This window comes from Flaviflexus equikiangi (assembly GCF_014069875.1).
Lineage (GTDB): Bacteria > Actinomycetota > Actinomycetes > Actinomycetales > Actinomycetaceae > Flaviflexus > Flaviflexus equikiangi.
Map to the genome: position 1 here is coordinate 708776 of NZ_CP059676.1, position 16482 is coordinate 725257.

A 16482-nucleotide genomic window follows, 5' to 3' on the forward strand; every position below is an offset into this window, starting at 1 on the left:
ACTCCCAGCCTCATTTGAGAGACTTGGGCGGTGAGTACTTCGAAGCCCCGCCAGGTCATGCCCGTCGTCGAATCAGGGCCCCGCCCGGTCCTGACGTTCACCGCGCAGCGCCGAGGCAAGCCGCCCCGCCACTTCGCCGACCTCTCGGTCGAGGAGCGCAAAGAGCTCGCAGCCGAGCTCGATATTCCGGGCTTTCGGATGGACCAGATTGCCCGCCAGTACTTCGTACACCGGAACGCGGACACGTCGCAGATGTCAGACCTGCCAGCATCCGACAGGGAGCGGTTGGGCGAGACACTGTTCCCGCCGCTCCTCGAGAAGGTCCGCGATCTCGAAGCAGACGGCGGCTCGACGATCAAGACACTGTGGAAGCTGTACGACGGCGCCATGGTCGAATCGGTTCTCATGCGCTACCCGGACAGGGCTACGCTCTGCGTCTCCTCCCAGGCCGGGTGCGGCATGGCATGCCCATTCTGCGCCACAGGCCAACAGGGTTTCACCCGTAACCTGTCGACAGCCGAGATCATCGAGCAGATCCGCCACGCCCACCTGGCGTGCGAGCGCGGGGATCTCGGCGAACCCGTCCGCCTGACAAACATCGTCTTCATGGGCATGGGGGAGCCTCTCGTCAACTTCAAGGCAGTATTCGCCTCTCTTCACAGGATGTGCGACCCCGCCCCGGCAGGGTTCGGCATGTCCGCCCGGGGAGTGACCGTCTCAACGGTCGGCCTCGTTCCCGGCATCGACAAGCTGGGCGATCTGGGCCTGCCCGTGACGCTGGCAGTCTCCCTCCATGCCCCCGATGATGGTCTGCGCGACGAACTCATCCCCATCAACTCCCGCTTCAAAGTCGCCGAGCTGCTCGATGCTGCGAGACGCTACTTCGTCAAGACGGGCCGCCGCGTGTCGATCGAATACGCCCTGATCAAGGACATGAACGACCACGAATGGCGGGCGAAGGCGCTCGCGGATGAGCTGAACCGCCGCGGACACGGCTGGGCCCACGTCAATCCGATCCCGCTCAACCCCACCCCGGGTTCTGTATGGACGTCGTCGACACGCCGCTCCCAGGACGTCTTCGTCAAGACTCTGCGAGACAATGGCATCCAGACGACGATTCGGGACACTCGAGGTTCCGATATCGATGGTGCGTGTGGTCAGCTGGCTGCTGAGCTGGTGGCCCAGAAAGGTCGAGGATAGTGTCTGCCTTCACGAGGAGCGGAGCCCTGCGGCGCGGCTACCGGGTCGCCGACGTCGATGAGTTCTTCAGCCATGCGAGAGAGCTCTATCAGAAGGACGAGCTGCCGGATGAACTCAACGCGGAACGCGTCCGCACCGTCGCATTCCCACTCACCCGCAATGGCTACAGCACGGTCGAGGTCGATCAGGCGCTCGAACGGCTCGAGCGGGCCTGCTGGCAGCGTAAGAGAGCCTCAGTCGTGACCACGTCGGGGACGGATGCGTGGCTGATGGAGGCCTACGAGTCCGCGTCGACGCTCTACCCGCGTCTCAACCGTCCCCGGGGGGAACGATTCCGGGCCCCCGTCCGCGGGCGGGGCTACAGTCGAGTCGAGGTCGATGACCTCCTCGATCGGCTCGCGAAATACTTCGACGGCGGGCATGAGCTCGTCGCACGCGACATCCTCAGTGCGTCGTTCACGATGAAGGGGAAGTCCCGCGCCTACGACGTCAACGTTGTCGATGCGTACCTCGATCGGGCGCTGTCCGTCCTCCAGGCAGTCGAATGAGGCGCGTCGTCGTCCTCGGGTCGACCGGATCGATCGGCACGCAGGCACTCGACCTGGCACGCAGCCACGACCTGTCGATCGTCGGTTTAACCGCTGGAGGCGGCCACGTCGAGCTGCTCGCGCAGCAGGCCGCAGAGTTCCGCGTCCCCACCATCGGCATCGCCGACCCGGCACGCGTGGATGACCTGGACAGAGCGTGCCAGAGCCTCGGAGTCACCCCGACGATCATCTCCGGGCCCGATGCGAATGTTGAGATCGCACGCCTCGTCCCGGACGGTACGGTCCTCAATGGCATCACCGGTTCTATTGGGCTTCCCGCCACACTGTCAGCACTCCAGTCGGGTGCAACGCTTGCCCTTGCGAACAAGGAGTCCCTTGTTGCCGGTGGGGCGCTGGTGCGTGAAGCGATGGTGAGACCTGGCCAGATCGTCCCCGTCGATTCGGAGCATTCCGCCATTGCGCAGGCTCTTCGGGGAGGACGGCACGAGAAGGGCTTGACTTCGCCCGTCGTGAGCGGGCGTTCCGATGTCGCGAAGCTGATCCTCACAGCATCCGGTGGGCCCTTCCGGGGGAAGAAGCGTGCAGAACTCGAGAGAGTCACCGCGTCCGCGGCCCTCAACCATCCGACGTGGTCCATGGGGCCGGTCGTCACGATCAACTCATCCACGCTCATGAACAAGGGACTGGAGCTCATCGAAGCGTCGCTCCTGTTCGACATTGCGCCCGCGTCGATCGTGCCCGTCGTCCACCCGCAGTCCGTCATCCACTCGATGGTCGAGTTCGTCGACGGGTCAACCCTGGCGCAAGCCTCCCCACCTGACATGAAGCTTCCGATCGCGCTGGGATTGACCTGGCCCGAGCGTCTTCCCTCGGTTGCGGCACCATGCTCATGGGATAGCCCAGTCGAGTGGACCTTCGAACCCGTTGACCATGACACCTTCCCCGCTTTGCGCCTTGCCAGAGCGGCGCTCGAGGCCGGTCCCCTTCATCCCGCCGTCTTGAATGCGGCCAATGAAGAGGTTGTGGCCGCGTTCCTCGGCGGAGCGCTCGGATATCTCGCTATGGGGGACGTCGTCCGTCAGGTCGTGGAAGAGTTCGATTCGCCTCCGTCGTTGACAGTCGACGCCGTCGGCGAGGCGGAAGAGTGGGCGCGTCGCCGTGCCCGGGAGATAGCCTCGTGAGCATCGCCGGATTGTTTGTCCTTGTCATCGGCGTCATCCTCGCGATCGCGCTGCACGAGATCGGCCACCTTGTGCCCGCCAAGCTCTTCGGCGTCAAGGTGCCGAAGTATTTCATCGGCTTCGGGCCGACACTGTTCTCGCGGACATTCCGCGGGACCGAGTATGGGGTCAAGGCAATCCCGCTGGGCGGATTCGTGCAGCTGAGCGGAATGTATGCCCCGGCGAAAGACGGTGTTGTCCTGACCAACAGGAAGGGCCAGCTGACTCTCGCAGAGGAGGCTAGGAGAGTCTCCGCAGAGCAGATCGAGCCGGGCGAGGAGGAGCATGCGTTCTACCGCCTGTCGGTTCCGAAGAAGCTGGCGGTCATGTTCGGCGGGCCCTTCGTCAACCTCCTCATCGCACTCGCCCTATCAGTCGTTCTCCTCGTCGGCATCGGAGCACCCGCACTTCTCAACCAGGTGGGTGCCATACCGGCCTGCGTGAGCGCCTCGGAGTGTTCGGATGCTGATCCCGTGACTCCCGCTGAGACGGCAGGTCTGCGCCCGGGAGACACGATCCTGTCCTGGGGTGGAACTCCCACCCAGTCGTGGACCGATGTTCAGCAGGCAATATCATCCGGGACAGCCTCCCCGACAGAGGTCACGGTCGATCGAGATGGTGACACGATCTCGTTGACGGTCACGCCGGTGATGCTCGAGCGTCCCGTTGTCGACGAGGACGGCCAGGTCGTTCTCGAGAACGGTGAGGAGCTCACCCAGGTCGTGCCCTACGTCGGCATCGCCCCCGCGATCGGTTTGGAGCGGCAGAGCATCACGGCCGTGCCAGGCTATATCGGCGACATGCTGTGGCGCACCGCGGGAGTGATCGTACGTCTTCCCCAACAGCTGTGGAGCTTGACCACAGATTTCGTCACGGGTCAGGAACGCGACCAGTCCTCGATCGTCGGCATCATCGGAGTCGCCCAGGTTGCGGGGCAGATCACGGGCGCCGATATCGATGGCTATTCCGCGACCGAGAAGACCGCGGATCTCATCAACCTGCTGATCGCACTCAACGTGTCACTCTTCGCCTTCAACATGCTGCCTCTTCTGCCGCTCGACGGCGGTCACATCACGGGGGCGCTCTATGAGGGGGCACGTCGCAGGTGGGCGGCGATGAGAGGCCGGCCCGATCCGGGCCCCGCCGACACGGCAAGACTCATGCCGCTGAGCTACGCAGTCGCGGGTGCCTTCATCCTCATGACGGTGATTCTCATCGTCGTCGACATCTTCAACCCCATCACCCTGTACTAGGTGGGCCCTTCCACCGGCCGCTGATCGCGACTACCCTCGGAGAGAACTCGCCTCGGAGGTGGATATGCCAACGTTCATGATCTCATTCCCGAAGAACGCTATGCCGACGGATGATGTGGCGGCGGCATCGACCGATTCCCATGCGGTTGTGGCGGACGCGAAGGCCTCGGGTGTGTGGCTGTGCGGGGGAGCCCTCTCTCATGACACCCCGCCCATCCTCGTCGAGGCCGACGGTGCCATCACCCGCGGAAACTATCCCGAGACGGAACACATCGAAGGCGGGTTCGCCCTCCTGTCGCTTCCCTCTTTCGATGAGGCTGTGTCATGGGCGGCGCGATTCGCGGCGGCGTGTCGATGTGCGCAGGAGGTCCGCGTCTTCGCGGAGGATCCGCATGCCTCCCCGGGGGCCGACTGAGTCCCTGAGGACATGGTTGGCGCAGTCTTTTCCCGGATTCGAGCCGATTCGCGGCTGTGGCGGTGTCTCATTCCTTTTTTGGGCGGGACTATTCGGGGGAATCTCGTGGCATGCAGTGCCATAATGATCATGTGACTGAACCCATTTCGCTTGGAATGCCCGGTATCCATGAAGAGCCGGCTGTGCTTGCCCCGCGCAAGAAGACCCGCAAGATCAAGGTGGGTGACGTCTATGTGGGAGGCGACGCGCCGATCTCAGTGCAGTCGATGACGACAACGAAGACCCACGACATCGGTGCGACATTGCAGCAGATCGCGGAGCTCACGGCCTCGGGTTGCGACATCGTCCGGGTTGCCTGCCCGACAGACAAGGATGCCGACGCGCTGAAGATCATCGCCCAGCAGTCGACTATCCCCGTCGTCGCAGATATTCACTTCCAGCCGCGCTACGTGTTCGCCGCGATCGAGGCTGGCATGGGAGTGCGGGTCAACCCCGGCAATATCAAGCGTTTCGATGATCAGATCCCGGAGATCGCGGCCGCGGCGAATGCTCATGGCACCGCCATGCGCATCGGCGTCAATGCGGGATCGCTCGATCCTCGTCTGCTCAAGAAATATGGTAAGGCCACTCCCGAAGCCATGGTGGAATCTGCCGTCATGGAGGCTCGTCTTTTCGAGGATGCTGGCTTCTACGATTTCGCGATTTCGGTGAAGCACCACGATCCGGTCGTCATGGTGCGCGCCTACCAGCTCCTGTCCGAGGAGGGCGATTGGCCGCTCCACCTCGGGGTGACAGAGGCAGGTCCTGCCTTCCAGGGGACGATCAAGTCAGCTGTCGCTTTCGGGGCGCTCCTCTCCCAGGGCATCGGAGACACGATCCGCGTCTCGCTCTCGGCACCGCCGGTGGAGGAGATCAAGGTCGGTGAACAGATTCTTCGTTCTCTCGGCCTGCGTCCCAAGCAACTCGAGATCGTGTCGTGCCCCTCGTGCGGCAGGGCGCAGGTCGATGTCTACGACCTTGCGGAACGCGTCACCGAGGGCTTGAAAGACGTGACGTTCCCCCTTCGTGTTGCCGTCATGGGGTGTGTCGTCAACGGCCCGGGGGAGGCCCGAGAAGCAGACCTGGGTGTCGCCTCCGGCAACGGCAAGGGACAGATCTTCGTCAAGGGCAAGGTTGTCGACACCGTCCCGGAGTCGGAGATCGTTGCCACGCTCGTCGCGAGAGCGCGTGCGGTTGCGGAGGAGATGGGTCTGGAAGCGACCGAGGGCGTCACACCTGACGTCATCGTGTAATGTTCTGGCCCTCGTCGGGGCCGCGTGTCACGCGGCTCTCGGGGCGCCACAGGAATGCGGTTCGTGAGCAGTTCCTTGACGACCCCGTCTCATCTATTCTCGCCGCCGTCCACGTGGACTCGATGGGTCTCGGCTCGTCCCGCATGCTCGGCGTTCTCGAGGCTGGAGAGCTTCATTCCGCCGTATGGTACGGGGCGAACATGGTTCCCGTCGGCACGGACCATGCTGATCGAGTCCTCTATGCGGACTATGTGCTCGGCCGGCCCCGTGAATGCTCCTCGGTCGTCGGGCGGTCGGAGGAGGTTCTCGATCTGTGGGAGATGCTCCGCCACGATTGGGGCGAAGCCGAAGTGCGCGCCAGCCAGCCCTCCCTGGTCGCCGGCGAGTCGAGCATCGCCCCGGACCCGCGGGTGCGGCCTGCCACGATCGATGATGCTGGGCTTGTCACTCCCGCCGCGATCGCGATGTTCACGGAAGAGGTCGGCTACGATCCGACGACGTACGGCCCGGGATACATCTCGCGAGTCTACGAGCTGTGCAGGCAGGGGCACACCTTCCTCCGCACGGGGATCGGCCCCGACGGGAAGGTGCGGGTCGAGTTCAAGGCCGACATCGGCGCACTGTGGGGCGGGGTGGCCCAGATCCAGGGCGTGTGGACGGCCCCAGACCTGCGCGGGCAGGGTATCGGCACGGCGGCGATGTCGGCCGTGGTCGAGCATGTTCGTTCGCGTATCGCGCCCACCGTGTCCCTCTACGTCAACTCCTACAACCATGCGGCTCTCAGGATGTACGACAGGGTGGGTTTCCGCCAGGTGGGTGAATTCGCGACCGTTCTCCTCTGAGTCGCTGTGGCACGGCAAAGGTTAGGTAAGCTGAGTCCGTGCTGAAAATGTCGAATCTCTTTGTCCGGACCCTTCGGGAGAACCCGGCAGATGCTGAAGTCCCCTCCCACCAGCTCCTGGTCCGTGCCGGCTACATTCGCCGTGCCGCCCCGGGCGTCTATACGTGGCTCCCTCTCGGCCTCAAGGTCGTCCGCAAAGTCGAGCGGATCGTGCGGGAAGAAATGGACGCCACGGGCGCCCAGGAAGTCCACTTCCCGGCCCTGCTGCCGCGCGAGCCCTACGAGGCGACGAACCGGTGGACCGAGTACGGCCCGAACCTGTTCCGCCTCAAGGACCGCCGCGACAACGACTACCTCCTCGCGCCCACGCACGAGGAGATGTTCACCCTCCTGGTGAAGGACCTGTACTCCTCGTACAAGGACCTCCCGCTCATGCTCTACCAGATCCAGACGAAGTACCGCGATGAGGCACGGCCCCGCGCCGGCCTGATCCGGGGCCGCGAATTCATCATGAAGGACGCCTATTCCTTCGACGTGGCCGACGAGGGCCTGGACGTCCAGTACCAGTGCATGCGGGACACGTACGAAAAGATCTTCGCGCGTCTCGGCCTCGACTACGTCATCTGCTCCGCCATGTCCGGTGCGATGGGAGGATCGCGGTCAGAGGAGTTCCTCCACCCCACACCGATCGGGGAGGACACGTTCGTCCGTGCAGCATCGGGCTATGCCGCGAATGCGGAGGCGGTGACCACGCCGCAGGCACCGGAGCTCGACTGCTCAGATGTTCCCGCCGCAGAGGTTCTCGACACTCCCGAATCGACGACGATCGATACTCTCGTGGCGGTTGCGAACGAGCTCAAGCCGAAGGCCGAACCGTGGGGTGCGGCCGACACGTTGAAGAACGTCGTCCTCGCCCTCGGACATCCCGACGGCACCCGCGAGGTCATCGTCGTGGGCGTCCCGGGAGACAGGGATGTCGACCTCAAGCGCGTCGAGGCGGCATTGTCCCCCGCCGAGGTGGAGGTGGCGACCGCGGAGGATCTCAAGAAGCATCCCGAGCTCGTCCCCGGCTACATCGGCCCCATGGCCATCGGCCCCAATTCGCCGAGCCGCGTCACCGAGGACGGCGTGATCTCAGGATCTGTCCGCTACCTCCTCGACCCCCGCGTGGCCCGCGGATCAGCCTGGATCACGGGTGCCAACGAGAACGCGAAGCATGTCTTCAACCTCGTGTACGGCCGCGACTTCGAGGCGGACGGCACGATCGAAGCTGTCGAGATTCGTGCGGGTGATCCGTCTCCCGACGGTTCGGGCCCGCTCGAGCTCGCCCGCGGCATCGAGGTCGGCCACATCTTCCAGCTGGGACGGAAGTACGCAGAGAACCTTGGCTTGACTGTCCTGGACGAGAACGGCAAGTCCCGCGTCGTCACCATGGGCTCCTACGGTCTCGGCGTCTCGCGCGTGCTCGCCGCGCTCGCGGAGAAGAACCATGACGAGTTCGGTCTCGTGTGGCCCATCAACATCGCACCCGCCCACGTTCACGTGCTGGCAACCGGGAAGGGCGCGGAGATCTTCGATAAGGCTGAGGAAATCGCCGCAGAGCTCACCGATGCCGGCTTCGAGGTCGTCTACGATGATCGGGTCAAGGTTTCTGCCGGTGTGAAGTTCAAGGACTATGAACTTCTCGGCATTCCCTACGGGCTCGTCGTCGGACGCGGTCTCGCCGATGGGACCGTGGAGATCCGCAACCGCGTGACCGGTGAATCGATCGAGACGCCCGTCGCCGACGCTGTCGCACACCTTTCTGAGCTGCTGCGGGCCGATCTGGCCGCACACGGCGAATAGTGCGGGTGCGGGGGAGTCTTCCTCCGCACCCCACGCGGGGCAGTGGCGTTCAGGACGTTCAGGAGAATGTCCTCATGAGGGACGGGATCCTGTCAAGATGCTTCTTCAGCGTTGCGACTGCCGACTCGAGGTTGCCCGTCGATAGGTGCTCGATGAGTGCCAGGTGTTCGCCGTGGATGATGTCGAGACGATCCGGGGCAGTCGAAATGGTGCGGACCGAGAGTCTCACCTGGCGCGGCTGGAGCGAGTCATACAGTTCGCTCATGACTGCGTTTCCCGCGTGGGAGACGAAGAGGGAATGGAGGCGCTGGTCGAGCTGGGCGACGTCGTTCCAGCGCTCCTTCGTGCCCGCCTCGTAGAGCTCTTCGGCGATCTCGGTAGCACGGCGGGGGAGGGCATGACCCTGGGAGACGATTTCGTCGAAAGCATGCGATTCGAGGACGAATCGTGTCGCATAGACCTCTTCGAGCTCGCGGGCGCTGATCATGCGCACCTGTGCTCCTCGCCTGGGAAGAATATCGATGAAACGCTCTGCCTGGAGGCGGTGCAGTGCCTCTCGGACGGGTGTCCGTGAGGTGTTGACCTCGTGAGAGAGGGCGACCTCGTCGAGGAATTCGCCTTCTCGGAACACCCCTGTGAGGATCGCGTTCCTGATCCATTCGTAGGCGCGGTCGCTTGCTGAGAGCGTGCGAGTCTTCCGGGGACTTTCACCCGTCATGCCGTTGTCCATGGTCCGAGTGTAGACGATGCGCTTTACAACCTGTACATGTCATGTATACATTACGTCTACATAATGTGGTCCGGGCAACGATGCTCGGGTGGACAAAGGAGAGCAATGACGTTTCCTTCCCTGAGCGTATGGTTGACGGAGCCGTCGACGGCCGCCGTCGAGATGGCACACCTGGCCGGGTACGACGCTGTCGTCCTCGACGTCGAACACGGCCTCTTCGACCTCGCGGCACTCGACTGGCTCATTCCCCAGATCAGAGCGCGCGGCATGAGAGCAATCGTCAAAGTCCTCGGACCGGAGCGTGGCCCCATCCAGCAGGCACTCGATTTCGGTGCTGATGCGGTTGCGATCCCGCACATCGAATCGGCCGATCATGCACGGACCGTCTGCGGATTCGCCAAGTTCCCCCCGCTCGGAGATCGGAGCTTCGCAGGCGGACGCACGTCCGGCTATCGCGGCTTCACCGACGACTGGGTGGCCCGGCAGGACCGGGAGACAGCCTGCTACCCGATGATCGAAGACGCGAGCGCCTTCGATGATATCGACGCCATTCTCGCGCTGCCCACCGTCGATGGCATCTTCGTCGGACCATCCGACCTCAGCCTGCGGCGCGGCCGGGGAGCATATGCCGTGACAGACGCCGATCTCGACGACATCCGGCACCTGGCACGAGCCGCCAAGGCTGCTGGCAAACCCTGGATTTTACCCGCATGGAGCGAGGCGGAACAGAAACTCGCACACGACGAGGGCGCATCGACCATCGTCCTCGCAATGCAGTACGGTGCGATCCTGGCAGGATTCACCCAGACGCTGACAAACTTCAAGGCCATGGCCGAAAGGAACCCCCGATGATCACGAGCGCTGTCCTCCAGTACGCTCCGACCGCCGATAAGGCGGCCAACCTTCGCACGATCGAAGCAATGCTGCGAGACGCGGCGGCGGGCGGAGCCCGTCTCGCCGTCCTCCCCGAATATGCGATCTATACGGTCGCGTCAATGGACAACAGTTTCGTCGAGACCGCAGAAGACCTCGACGGCCCCGCAGTGACCCGCTTGAGGGAGCTCTCCGCCGAGCTCGGGATCGCGATCGTCGCGGGCATCAACGAAGCCGCGACCGATGATCGGATCTACAACACCCTCGTCGGCATCGACGCCGGCGAACTCCGTGCGATCTACCGAAAAGTCCATCTCTACGATGCTTTCGGATATAAGGAATCAGATCGTGTCATCGCGGCCGAGCCGGGAAACGGCGGCGTCTTCGCCGTCGACGGCTTCACGATCGGTCTGCAGACCTGCTACGACCTCCGGTTCCCCGAGACGTCGCGCATGCTCGTTGATGCCGGGGCCACCGTCATCGCGCTGCCCGCCGAATGGGTGCCGGGTCCCCTCAAGGAATACCACTGGAACACGCTGATCCGGGCTCGAGCGATCGAGAACACCGTGTACGTGCTCGCGGCCGACCAGTGTGCGCCGACCGGCGCTGGACAGAGCGCGATCATCGACCCCATGGGCATCGCACTCGCCCAGGTCGGCGAGACCGCCGGCATCGGCTTCGCAACACTCACCCAGGCGCGTCTCGACGCGGTACGGGCAACGAACCCTGCGCTCGCGCTGCGCCGCTACCGGGTGGGGATCGCAGATGATTAGGAACCGATGGAGCGCGGCTCTCGCCATGTCTGTCGTCCTCGGATCGGCGGCGGCATGCTCGGATGATGGGGCCGACTACGTCCTCCACTACACCACCTATTCCAGCGCGACCTCGGACCAGTCGCGTTCCGCGCAGCGATGGGCGGAGGAGGTGGAACGTCTCACCCATGGCGGGGTGAGCGTCGTCTTCCACTATTCGCAGAGCCTTGTCGGCGCCGACGAAGCCGTGCAGGCAACATTGGACGGTCGGGCAGACCTCGCTCAGGTCGGTTCGATCTATGCAGCCTCCGATCTGTCGATGTTCACCGTCATCGAGCTGCCGTTCGAGACGAAGAACCCGCAGGCGCACATGAACACGATCCTCCGCCTCTACGAGGAGAGCCCCGTCTACCGGGAGGACTTCGACCGGCAGGGTGTCCGGCTGCTGTTTCCCCTGCCGCTGGGCACGATCGCGATGGGACTGAACGAGCCGGCACAGACGCCGGACGATCTCGCAGGCCGCTCCATCCGATCCGGCGGCCTCGCGTCCGAAGTGCTCCTCACCAGCAGGGTGAACCCTGTCGCCATGACGGCGACAGACATCTACGAATCCATGGAGCGCGGCATCGTCGACGGCTATACGGCTCTCGCTCTCGCCAACCTGTCGACTTTCGGCCTGACGAAAGCCAGCCCGTACGTGGTCGATCCCGGCATCGGAGCCTACTCAAGCTCGATTGTCGTCATCAACGAAGACCTCTACCAGTCGATGCCGGAAGAGTACCAGCGCGCACTCGACGAAGCCTCCCGGAAGGGAATCGAATTCGGCCTGGAAGAGATGGAATCAGCCGGCCGCATCGCCTGCGAAGAACTGACGGCGGCAGGCACCGAGTTCTCGTCCTTCTCGGACGCGGACGTCGCGGCATGGGCGGAGAAGTCCACGATCGCCGATGAATGGGTTGACCGATATGCGGAGCGCGGCTACGACGCCGCCTCCGTCCTCGACGACTATCGGGCCATCATCGCCGACGAGGAGTCGGCATCCGACTATGAGGATCCGCTCGTGGCATGCATGGAGGGAACACTGTGAGAACACTGCCAGGGCCGCTGCGAGCACTATCGCAGACACTCGTCATCATCGCCGGAATCCTCCTCATCCTCCTCACGCTGCTCACGGTCGCTGACGTGGTGGGAAGAAACCTGTGGGACCAGTCCATCCTCGGAGCGGTCGATATCTCCACACTCGCACTCGTCGCCATCGCCTTCCTCGGCCTCGCCGCCGCGGAAATCGACGGCAGGCACGTGTCCGTCGATCTTCTCGAGATGAATCTCCCCACCCGTGAGAGGACCACCCTCGCCCTCATCCGCACACTGCTCCTCCTGATCGTGGGAGCCGTCCTCTCGTGGGGAATCCTCGGAACGGTCGTCTCCGCCTTCGAACGATCCGAGACGACGAACGGCATCCTGAGACTGGCGACATGGCCCGTCAAGAGCGCTCTCCTCGCGGCCTTCGTCCTCTTCTTCGTCGTCGCGATCTGGAACTCACTCAACGAATACCTGGACATGAGAGACGGCAAGCGCCTCGACGACGAGTCGCACATCGTCCACCAGGCTCAGGCCGAAGCCCAGCTCATCACCCACACCGTCATCGACCGGGAGGAGAAGAAATGACCGGCGCAGCCATCGGTGCCCTCCTCACCGTCATCATCACGTTCATCGTCCTCATCGCCATCCGCTTCCACGTCGGCCTCTCGCTCATGCTCGCAGGGCTGGTCGGTGTCGTCATGCTCCGCTCCACCGGCGCCGCGATCTCCACGGGAGCGAACGCCCCCTTCTCATCATCCGCCGACTACGGCCTCGTCATCATCCCGCTCTTCATCCTCATGGGAATCTTCGCCGTCAAGGCGGGCCTCGCGCAGGCGGGATTCGACATCGCATCCCGGATCCTCCGTCGCCTGCCGGGCGGCTCAGCTCTCGCGTCCCTCGCGGGCTCGGGCCTCTTCGCGGCAGTCACCGGATCCTCGGTCGCCACAGTCGCAACACTCGCACGGGTGTCGACCGATGCGATCGTGAAAGCGGGACACAGTGTCAAGCTGGCAGCCGGTGTCGTGTGTGCGGGCGGCACCCTCGGTGTCCTCATCCCACCGTCGATCGTGCTCGTCCTCTACGGGGTCGTGACGGAAGAGTCGATCGGGCAGCTCCTCCTCGCCGGCATCGGCCCCGGACTGCTCACGATCCTCGCGTATGCAGCGACGATCATGATCCTCGTCGTGCGTACGCGTCGAGCAACCGCGGGAACGGAGGACTCCCTCCTCGAGCGCGAGCGGGCAGCGGCTGATGATGCGAGTCGGCTGCAGATGGACTGGCTGGGAGGAGCATTCCTCGGAGTGATCTTCGCCGTCTCCATCGGCACCATCTACCTCGGCATCGCAACCCCCACGGAGGCAGCATCCTTCGGTGCGCTCGCGGCCCTCATCATCCTCATCGTGCGAACGAAGATGAGCCAGCTGCTCGGCGCCGTCAAAGAGTCCCTCGTGGAAGCGATCGGGTTGACCGCCATGACCTTCCTGCTCCTCGCAGGAGCGGGTGTCTTCACCTACTTCCTCGCACTCTCGGGAGCATCGACCGCCCTCGTCGACGCGGTGATCTCGGCAGAGCTGCCCGCCTACCTCGTTCTCATCCTCTGTCTCGCCATCCTGCTGCCGCTCGGCATGTTCCTCGACGGGATCTCCATGATCCTCATCGCAGCCCCGCTGCTCCACCCCATCCTCACCGGGTACGGGTTCGACGCGATCTGGCTCGGAGTCCTCATCGTCAAGGTCGCAGAGATGGCGCTGATCACCCCGCCCGTGGGCATGAACGTTTTCGTCTATTCGGGAACGGTGAAAGAAGTCGGCCTGGGAACCGCGTTCCGCGGGGTCGTGCCCTTTATCGTCGCCGATATCGTCGTGGTCGCGATCCTCATCCTCGTTCCGCAGATCGTCACCTTCATCCCCAATCTCTCAGGAACCAGCTAAAGGAGCCCCCATGTTCATCAACAATCCCATGCCGGACCAGATCGACCCGGCGCTTGTCGACGAACTCCGCGGCGTCTGCGTGTCCACTCTCGGGCACCTGCGCGACGACGGGTTCGCGAAGGGCCTCGTGCCGAACCGGAGGCCCGTGAAGTTCGTCGGCACGGCCGTCACCGTGCGCATACCACACCTGGATTCGACTGCCGTGCACGTCGCGGCCGATCTGCTTCGACCGGGTGACGTGCTCGTCATCGACCACAGCGGGGACAGGGAGCGTTCCTCCTTCGGAGGTCTCGTCTCCTTCACCGCGAAGGCTCGCGGAGCGGTCGGTGCTGTCATCGACGGTTCGATCAATGACCACGACGAGACTCTGGCCTACGATTTCCCGGTCTTCTCGAGGGGCTTCAGCCCGATCACGACACGGATACTCGGGCTCGAGGGTGCCATCAACGTGCCCGTCTCTGTGTGCGGAGTCGTGGTCCGGCCGGGAGACGTCGTGTTCGCCGACTCCGACGGTGTCGCCTTCCTCCAGCCCCACGAGGCTGTCGGCCTCGGGGCCCTCCTCTCCTCGAAGGAGCAGGCGGAAGCACCCGCGCGAGATGCTATTGCCGCCGGCGGCTCCATCGCCGAGTTCTCCGGCGCGCGAGCAGCGTTCGAGGCGAAGCTCCAGCGCTAGCCGGAGACGGTGGATGGGGAGGCACGGTATCGGCCGCGCCTCCCCGTTCCGTTATCGGCGGATCAGGGCCGTTGTCGTCTCGCGGGTGCGATGATTCGGAGTCCTGGGGTTTATGATCACAGAAATGATTCCATTGCCAGAACGGACGACATCGTGGATCACACGCCCCCAGCCTCCACCACACGGTATGCGAACCGTTGGATCCCCGACGCGACGGGGTCAGCGCTCGGCTTCATCGCCGCAGTCCTCTCCGTCACCCCGTCGCTGCTGCCACGCCCGGCCGTCTTCCAAGGCATCATCGTCGTCCTCTCCTTCGCGTTCGGATACCTTGCCGGTGTCCTGATCGCGAAAGGTGTGCGGCGCATGCGAGGCAAGGAGGCTCCCCGGTCTATCAGCCGGCGCTGGTTCTACGGCTATGTCGCCGCCTGGATTGCCGCCCTTATCGTCCTCCCGGGCGCGGCCGTTGCCTGGCAGAACGATGTTCGCAGGCTCGTCAGCATGCCGCCTCTCGACGGCACCCACCTCGGGGCATTCTTCCTCGGCTTCCTCATCACGGGAGCCCTCGTGGTGGCGATCACGCTCGGGGTGCGCCGCCTCTACTCCAGGTTTCGTAAGAATGGTTCATGGGGCAGGGCCACGGCCCTGACGGTGGCCGTCATCGCCGCTATCATTGCGGCTCTCGCACTGACGGTGGTCTTCGGAGCGGACCGCTTCTACCGCGACCGCAATGCTCTTCCCGACTCCGACCTGGTCGAACCAGACTCCCAGTATCGTTCAGCAGGGAGCGAGTCCATCATCTCGTGGGACAGCCTGGGCAGGCATGGGGCCGATTTCGTCGGTGGCGGGCCGAGCATGGCAGAGATCGAGGCGCTCACGGGTGAGGAGGCGATGGAGCCGATCCGCGTCTATGCCGGCCTCGCTTCCGCACCCACCATGGAGGAGCGGGCGGATCTCGTCGTCGCCGAACTGGAGAGGACGGGAGCTTTCGACCGGGAGGTTCTCGCTGTCGCGATTCCCACCGGCTCCGGCTGGCTCGAGCCGCAGACTGTCGATGCTCTGGAGTACGTGCACGGGGGAGACACGGCGATCGCCTCCATGCAATACGCCTACACGCCCAGCTGGGTTTCTTACATCTTTGATCCCGATGCCCCCATGAAAGCCGCAGGAGCGCTGTTCGATGCCGTCGAGGAACGCTGGTCCGAGCTGCCGGAGGATGATCGCCCACATCTCGTCATCTACGGACTGAGCCTCGGAGCATACGGCGGCCAGTCCGTGTTCACCGACGTGGACGATCTTCGCGCCCGCACCGACGGTGCCCTGTTCGTCGGCAGTCCGCACAGCTCCGAACTCTGGAAGAGCCTGCAATCGTCCCGCGATCCGGGAAGTCCCGCCTGGCAGCCCGTGCTGGATGATGGGCGGGAAGTGCGATGGATGTCGCGTGACGGGGACGAGAACAAGCTGACCGGCCCGTGGCTCGAGCCGCGCGTCCTCTACCTCCAGCATGCGACAGATCCCGTCACGTGGCTCGCCCCCGATGTCTACTGGCGGGCCCCCGACTGGCTCAAGCCAGATCAGAGGAGCCCGGAACTCAGCACGTCGATGAGGTGGATACCAGTCGTGACGGGCCTCCAGGTCACGCTCGACATGCTTGTCGCTGAGGCAGTCCCGGCCGCCTACGGGCACAACTATGGCGATGTCGTCGTCGACGCATGGCGTCACGTCACTCCTGAGACGGGATTGGGAGATGAGGCCCTCACTCGGATCCAGGCCGAGATCGCAACCTACGCGGCCATTCCCCGCTACGACTGGTAGCCGAAAGCCCCAGC

16 protein-coding genes are annotated in these 16482 nt (G+C 64.2%); 15 read left to right on the forward strand and 1 reads right to left on the reverse strand.

Annotated elements, in window-relative coordinates:
* The first annotated feature begins 57 nt into the window (after positions 1-57).
* From rlmN to H2O75_RS03455, 8 genes are all read left to right on the forward strand, one after another.
* Positions 58-1200 carry a dual-specificity RNA methyltransferase RlmN gene (rlmN, locus tag H2O75_RS03420; protein WP_182174874.1) on the forward strand — a complete coding sequence of 381 codons (1143 nt, stop codon included), beginning with the start codon at positions 58-60 and terminating at the stop codon, positions 1198-1200.
* Positions 1200-1748 (forward strand): DivIVA domain-containing protein, encoded by a 549-nt coding sequence (locus H2O75_RS03425; RefSeq protein ID WP_182173690.1) that lies wholly within the window; start codon positions 1200-1202, stop codon positions 1746-1748. The genes rlmN and H2O75_RS03425 overlap by 1 nt, the downstream gene beginning before the upstream one ends.
* Positions 1745-2929, forward strand: coding sequence for a 1-deoxy-D-xylulose-5-phosphate reductoisomerase (gene dxr / locus H2O75_RS03430; RefSeq protein WP_182173693.1), 1185 nt, complete (start codon positions 1745-1747; stop codon positions 2927-2929). Before H2O75_RS03425 ends, dxr begins: the two co-directional genes overlap by 4 nt.
* Positions 2926-4221: a M50 family metallopeptidase gene (locus H2O75_RS03435; protein WP_182173696.1), complete on the forward strand. Its 1296-nt coding sequence runs from the start codon at positions 2926-2928 to the stop codon at positions 4219-4221. Before dxr ends, H2O75_RS03435 begins: the two co-directional genes overlap by 4 nt.
* 64 nt (positions 4222-4285) lie before the next feature.
* The gene (locus H2O75_RS03440) at positions 4286-4636 is read left to right on the forward strand and encodes a YciI family protein (protein ID WP_182173699.1); all 351 of its coding nucleotides are present in this window, start codon (positions 4286-4288) and stop codon (positions 4634-4636) included.
* Between the two features lie 155 nt (positions 4637-4791).
* Complete coding sequence (gene ispG, locus H2O75_RS03445) at positions 4792-5928, forward strand: flavodoxin-dependent (E)-4-hydroxy-3-methylbut-2-enyl-diphosphate synthase (protein ID WP_182174875.1); 1137 nt, start codon at positions 4792-4794, stop codon at positions 5926-5928.
* Positions 5928-6770, forward strand: coding sequence for a GNAT family N-acetyltransferase (locus tag H2O75_RS03450; protein ID WP_182173702.1), 843 nt, complete (start codon positions 5928-5930; stop codon positions 6768-6770). The genes ispG and H2O75_RS03450 overlap by 1 nt, the downstream gene beginning before the upstream one ends.
* 47 nt (positions 6771-6817) lie before the next feature.
* The gene (locus tag H2O75_RS03455; protein ID WP_182174876.1) at positions 6818-8614 is read left to right on the forward strand and encodes a proline--tRNA ligase; all 1797 of its coding nucleotides are present in this window, start codon (positions 6818-6820) and stop codon (positions 8612-8614) included.
* 58 nt (positions 8615-8672) lie between these two features.
* Here the strand turns inward: H2O75_RS03455 and H2O75_RS03460 are convergent, their stop codons facing one another.
* The gene (locus H2O75_RS03460) at positions 8673-9344 is read right to left on the reverse strand and encodes a GntR family transcriptional regulator (protein ID WP_182173705.1); all 672 of its coding nucleotides are present in this window, start codon (positions 9342-9344) and stop codon (positions 8673-8675) included.
* A 105-nt stretch (positions 9345-9449) separates the two neighbouring features.
* On the opposite strand from H2O75_RS03460, the gene H2O75_RS03465 reads away from it, so the two are divergent.
* The 7 genes from H2O75_RS03465 to H2O75_RS03495 all read left to right on the forward strand — a co-directional run bounded on the left by H2O75_RS03465 (position 9450) and on the right by H2O75_RS03495 (position 16468).
* Complete coding sequence (locus H2O75_RS03465; RefSeq protein WP_182173708.1) at positions 9450-10196, forward strand: HpcH/HpaI aldolase family protein; 747 nt, start codon at positions 9450-9452, stop codon at positions 10194-10196.
* Positions 10193-10990 (forward strand): carbon-nitrogen hydrolase family protein, encoded by a 798-nt coding sequence (locus H2O75_RS03470; protein ID WP_182173711.1) that lies wholly within the window; start codon positions 10193-10195, stop codon positions 10988-10990. Before H2O75_RS03465 ends, H2O75_RS03470 begins: the two co-directional genes overlap by 4 nt.
* Positions 10983-12056, forward strand: a complete 1074-nt coding sequence (gene dctP / locus H2O75_RS03475) for a TRAP transporter substrate-binding protein DctP (RefSeq protein WP_182173714.1) — start codon at positions 10983-10985, stop codon at positions 12054-12056. Before H2O75_RS03470 ends, dctP begins: the two co-directional genes overlap by 8 nt.
* Positions 12053-12637 carry a TRAP transporter small permease subunit gene (locus H2O75_RS03480; protein ID WP_220462771.1) on the forward strand — a complete coding sequence of 195 codons (585 nt, stop codon included), beginning with the start codon at positions 12053-12055 and terminating at the stop codon, positions 12635-12637. Before dctP ends, H2O75_RS03480 begins: the two co-directional genes overlap by 4 nt.
* Positions 12634-13983 (forward strand): TRAP transporter large permease, encoded by a 1350-nt coding sequence (locus H2O75_RS03485; RefSeq protein WP_182173720.1) that lies wholly within the window; start codon positions 12634-12636, stop codon positions 13981-13983. Before H2O75_RS03480 ends, H2O75_RS03485 begins: the two co-directional genes overlap by 4 nt.
* Before the next feature lie 10 nt (positions 13984-13993).
* Positions 13994-14656: an RraA family protein gene (locus H2O75_RS03490; protein WP_182173723.1), complete on the forward strand. Its 663-nt coding sequence runs from the start codon at positions 13994-13996 to the stop codon at positions 14654-14656.
* A gap of 153 nt (positions 14657-14809) precedes the next feature.
* Positions 14810-16468, forward strand: a complete 1659-nt coding sequence (locus H2O75_RS03495; RefSeq protein WP_182173726.1) for an alpha/beta hydrolase — start codon at positions 14810-14812, stop codon at positions 16466-16468.
* Positions 16469-16482: the final 14 nt, after the last annotated feature.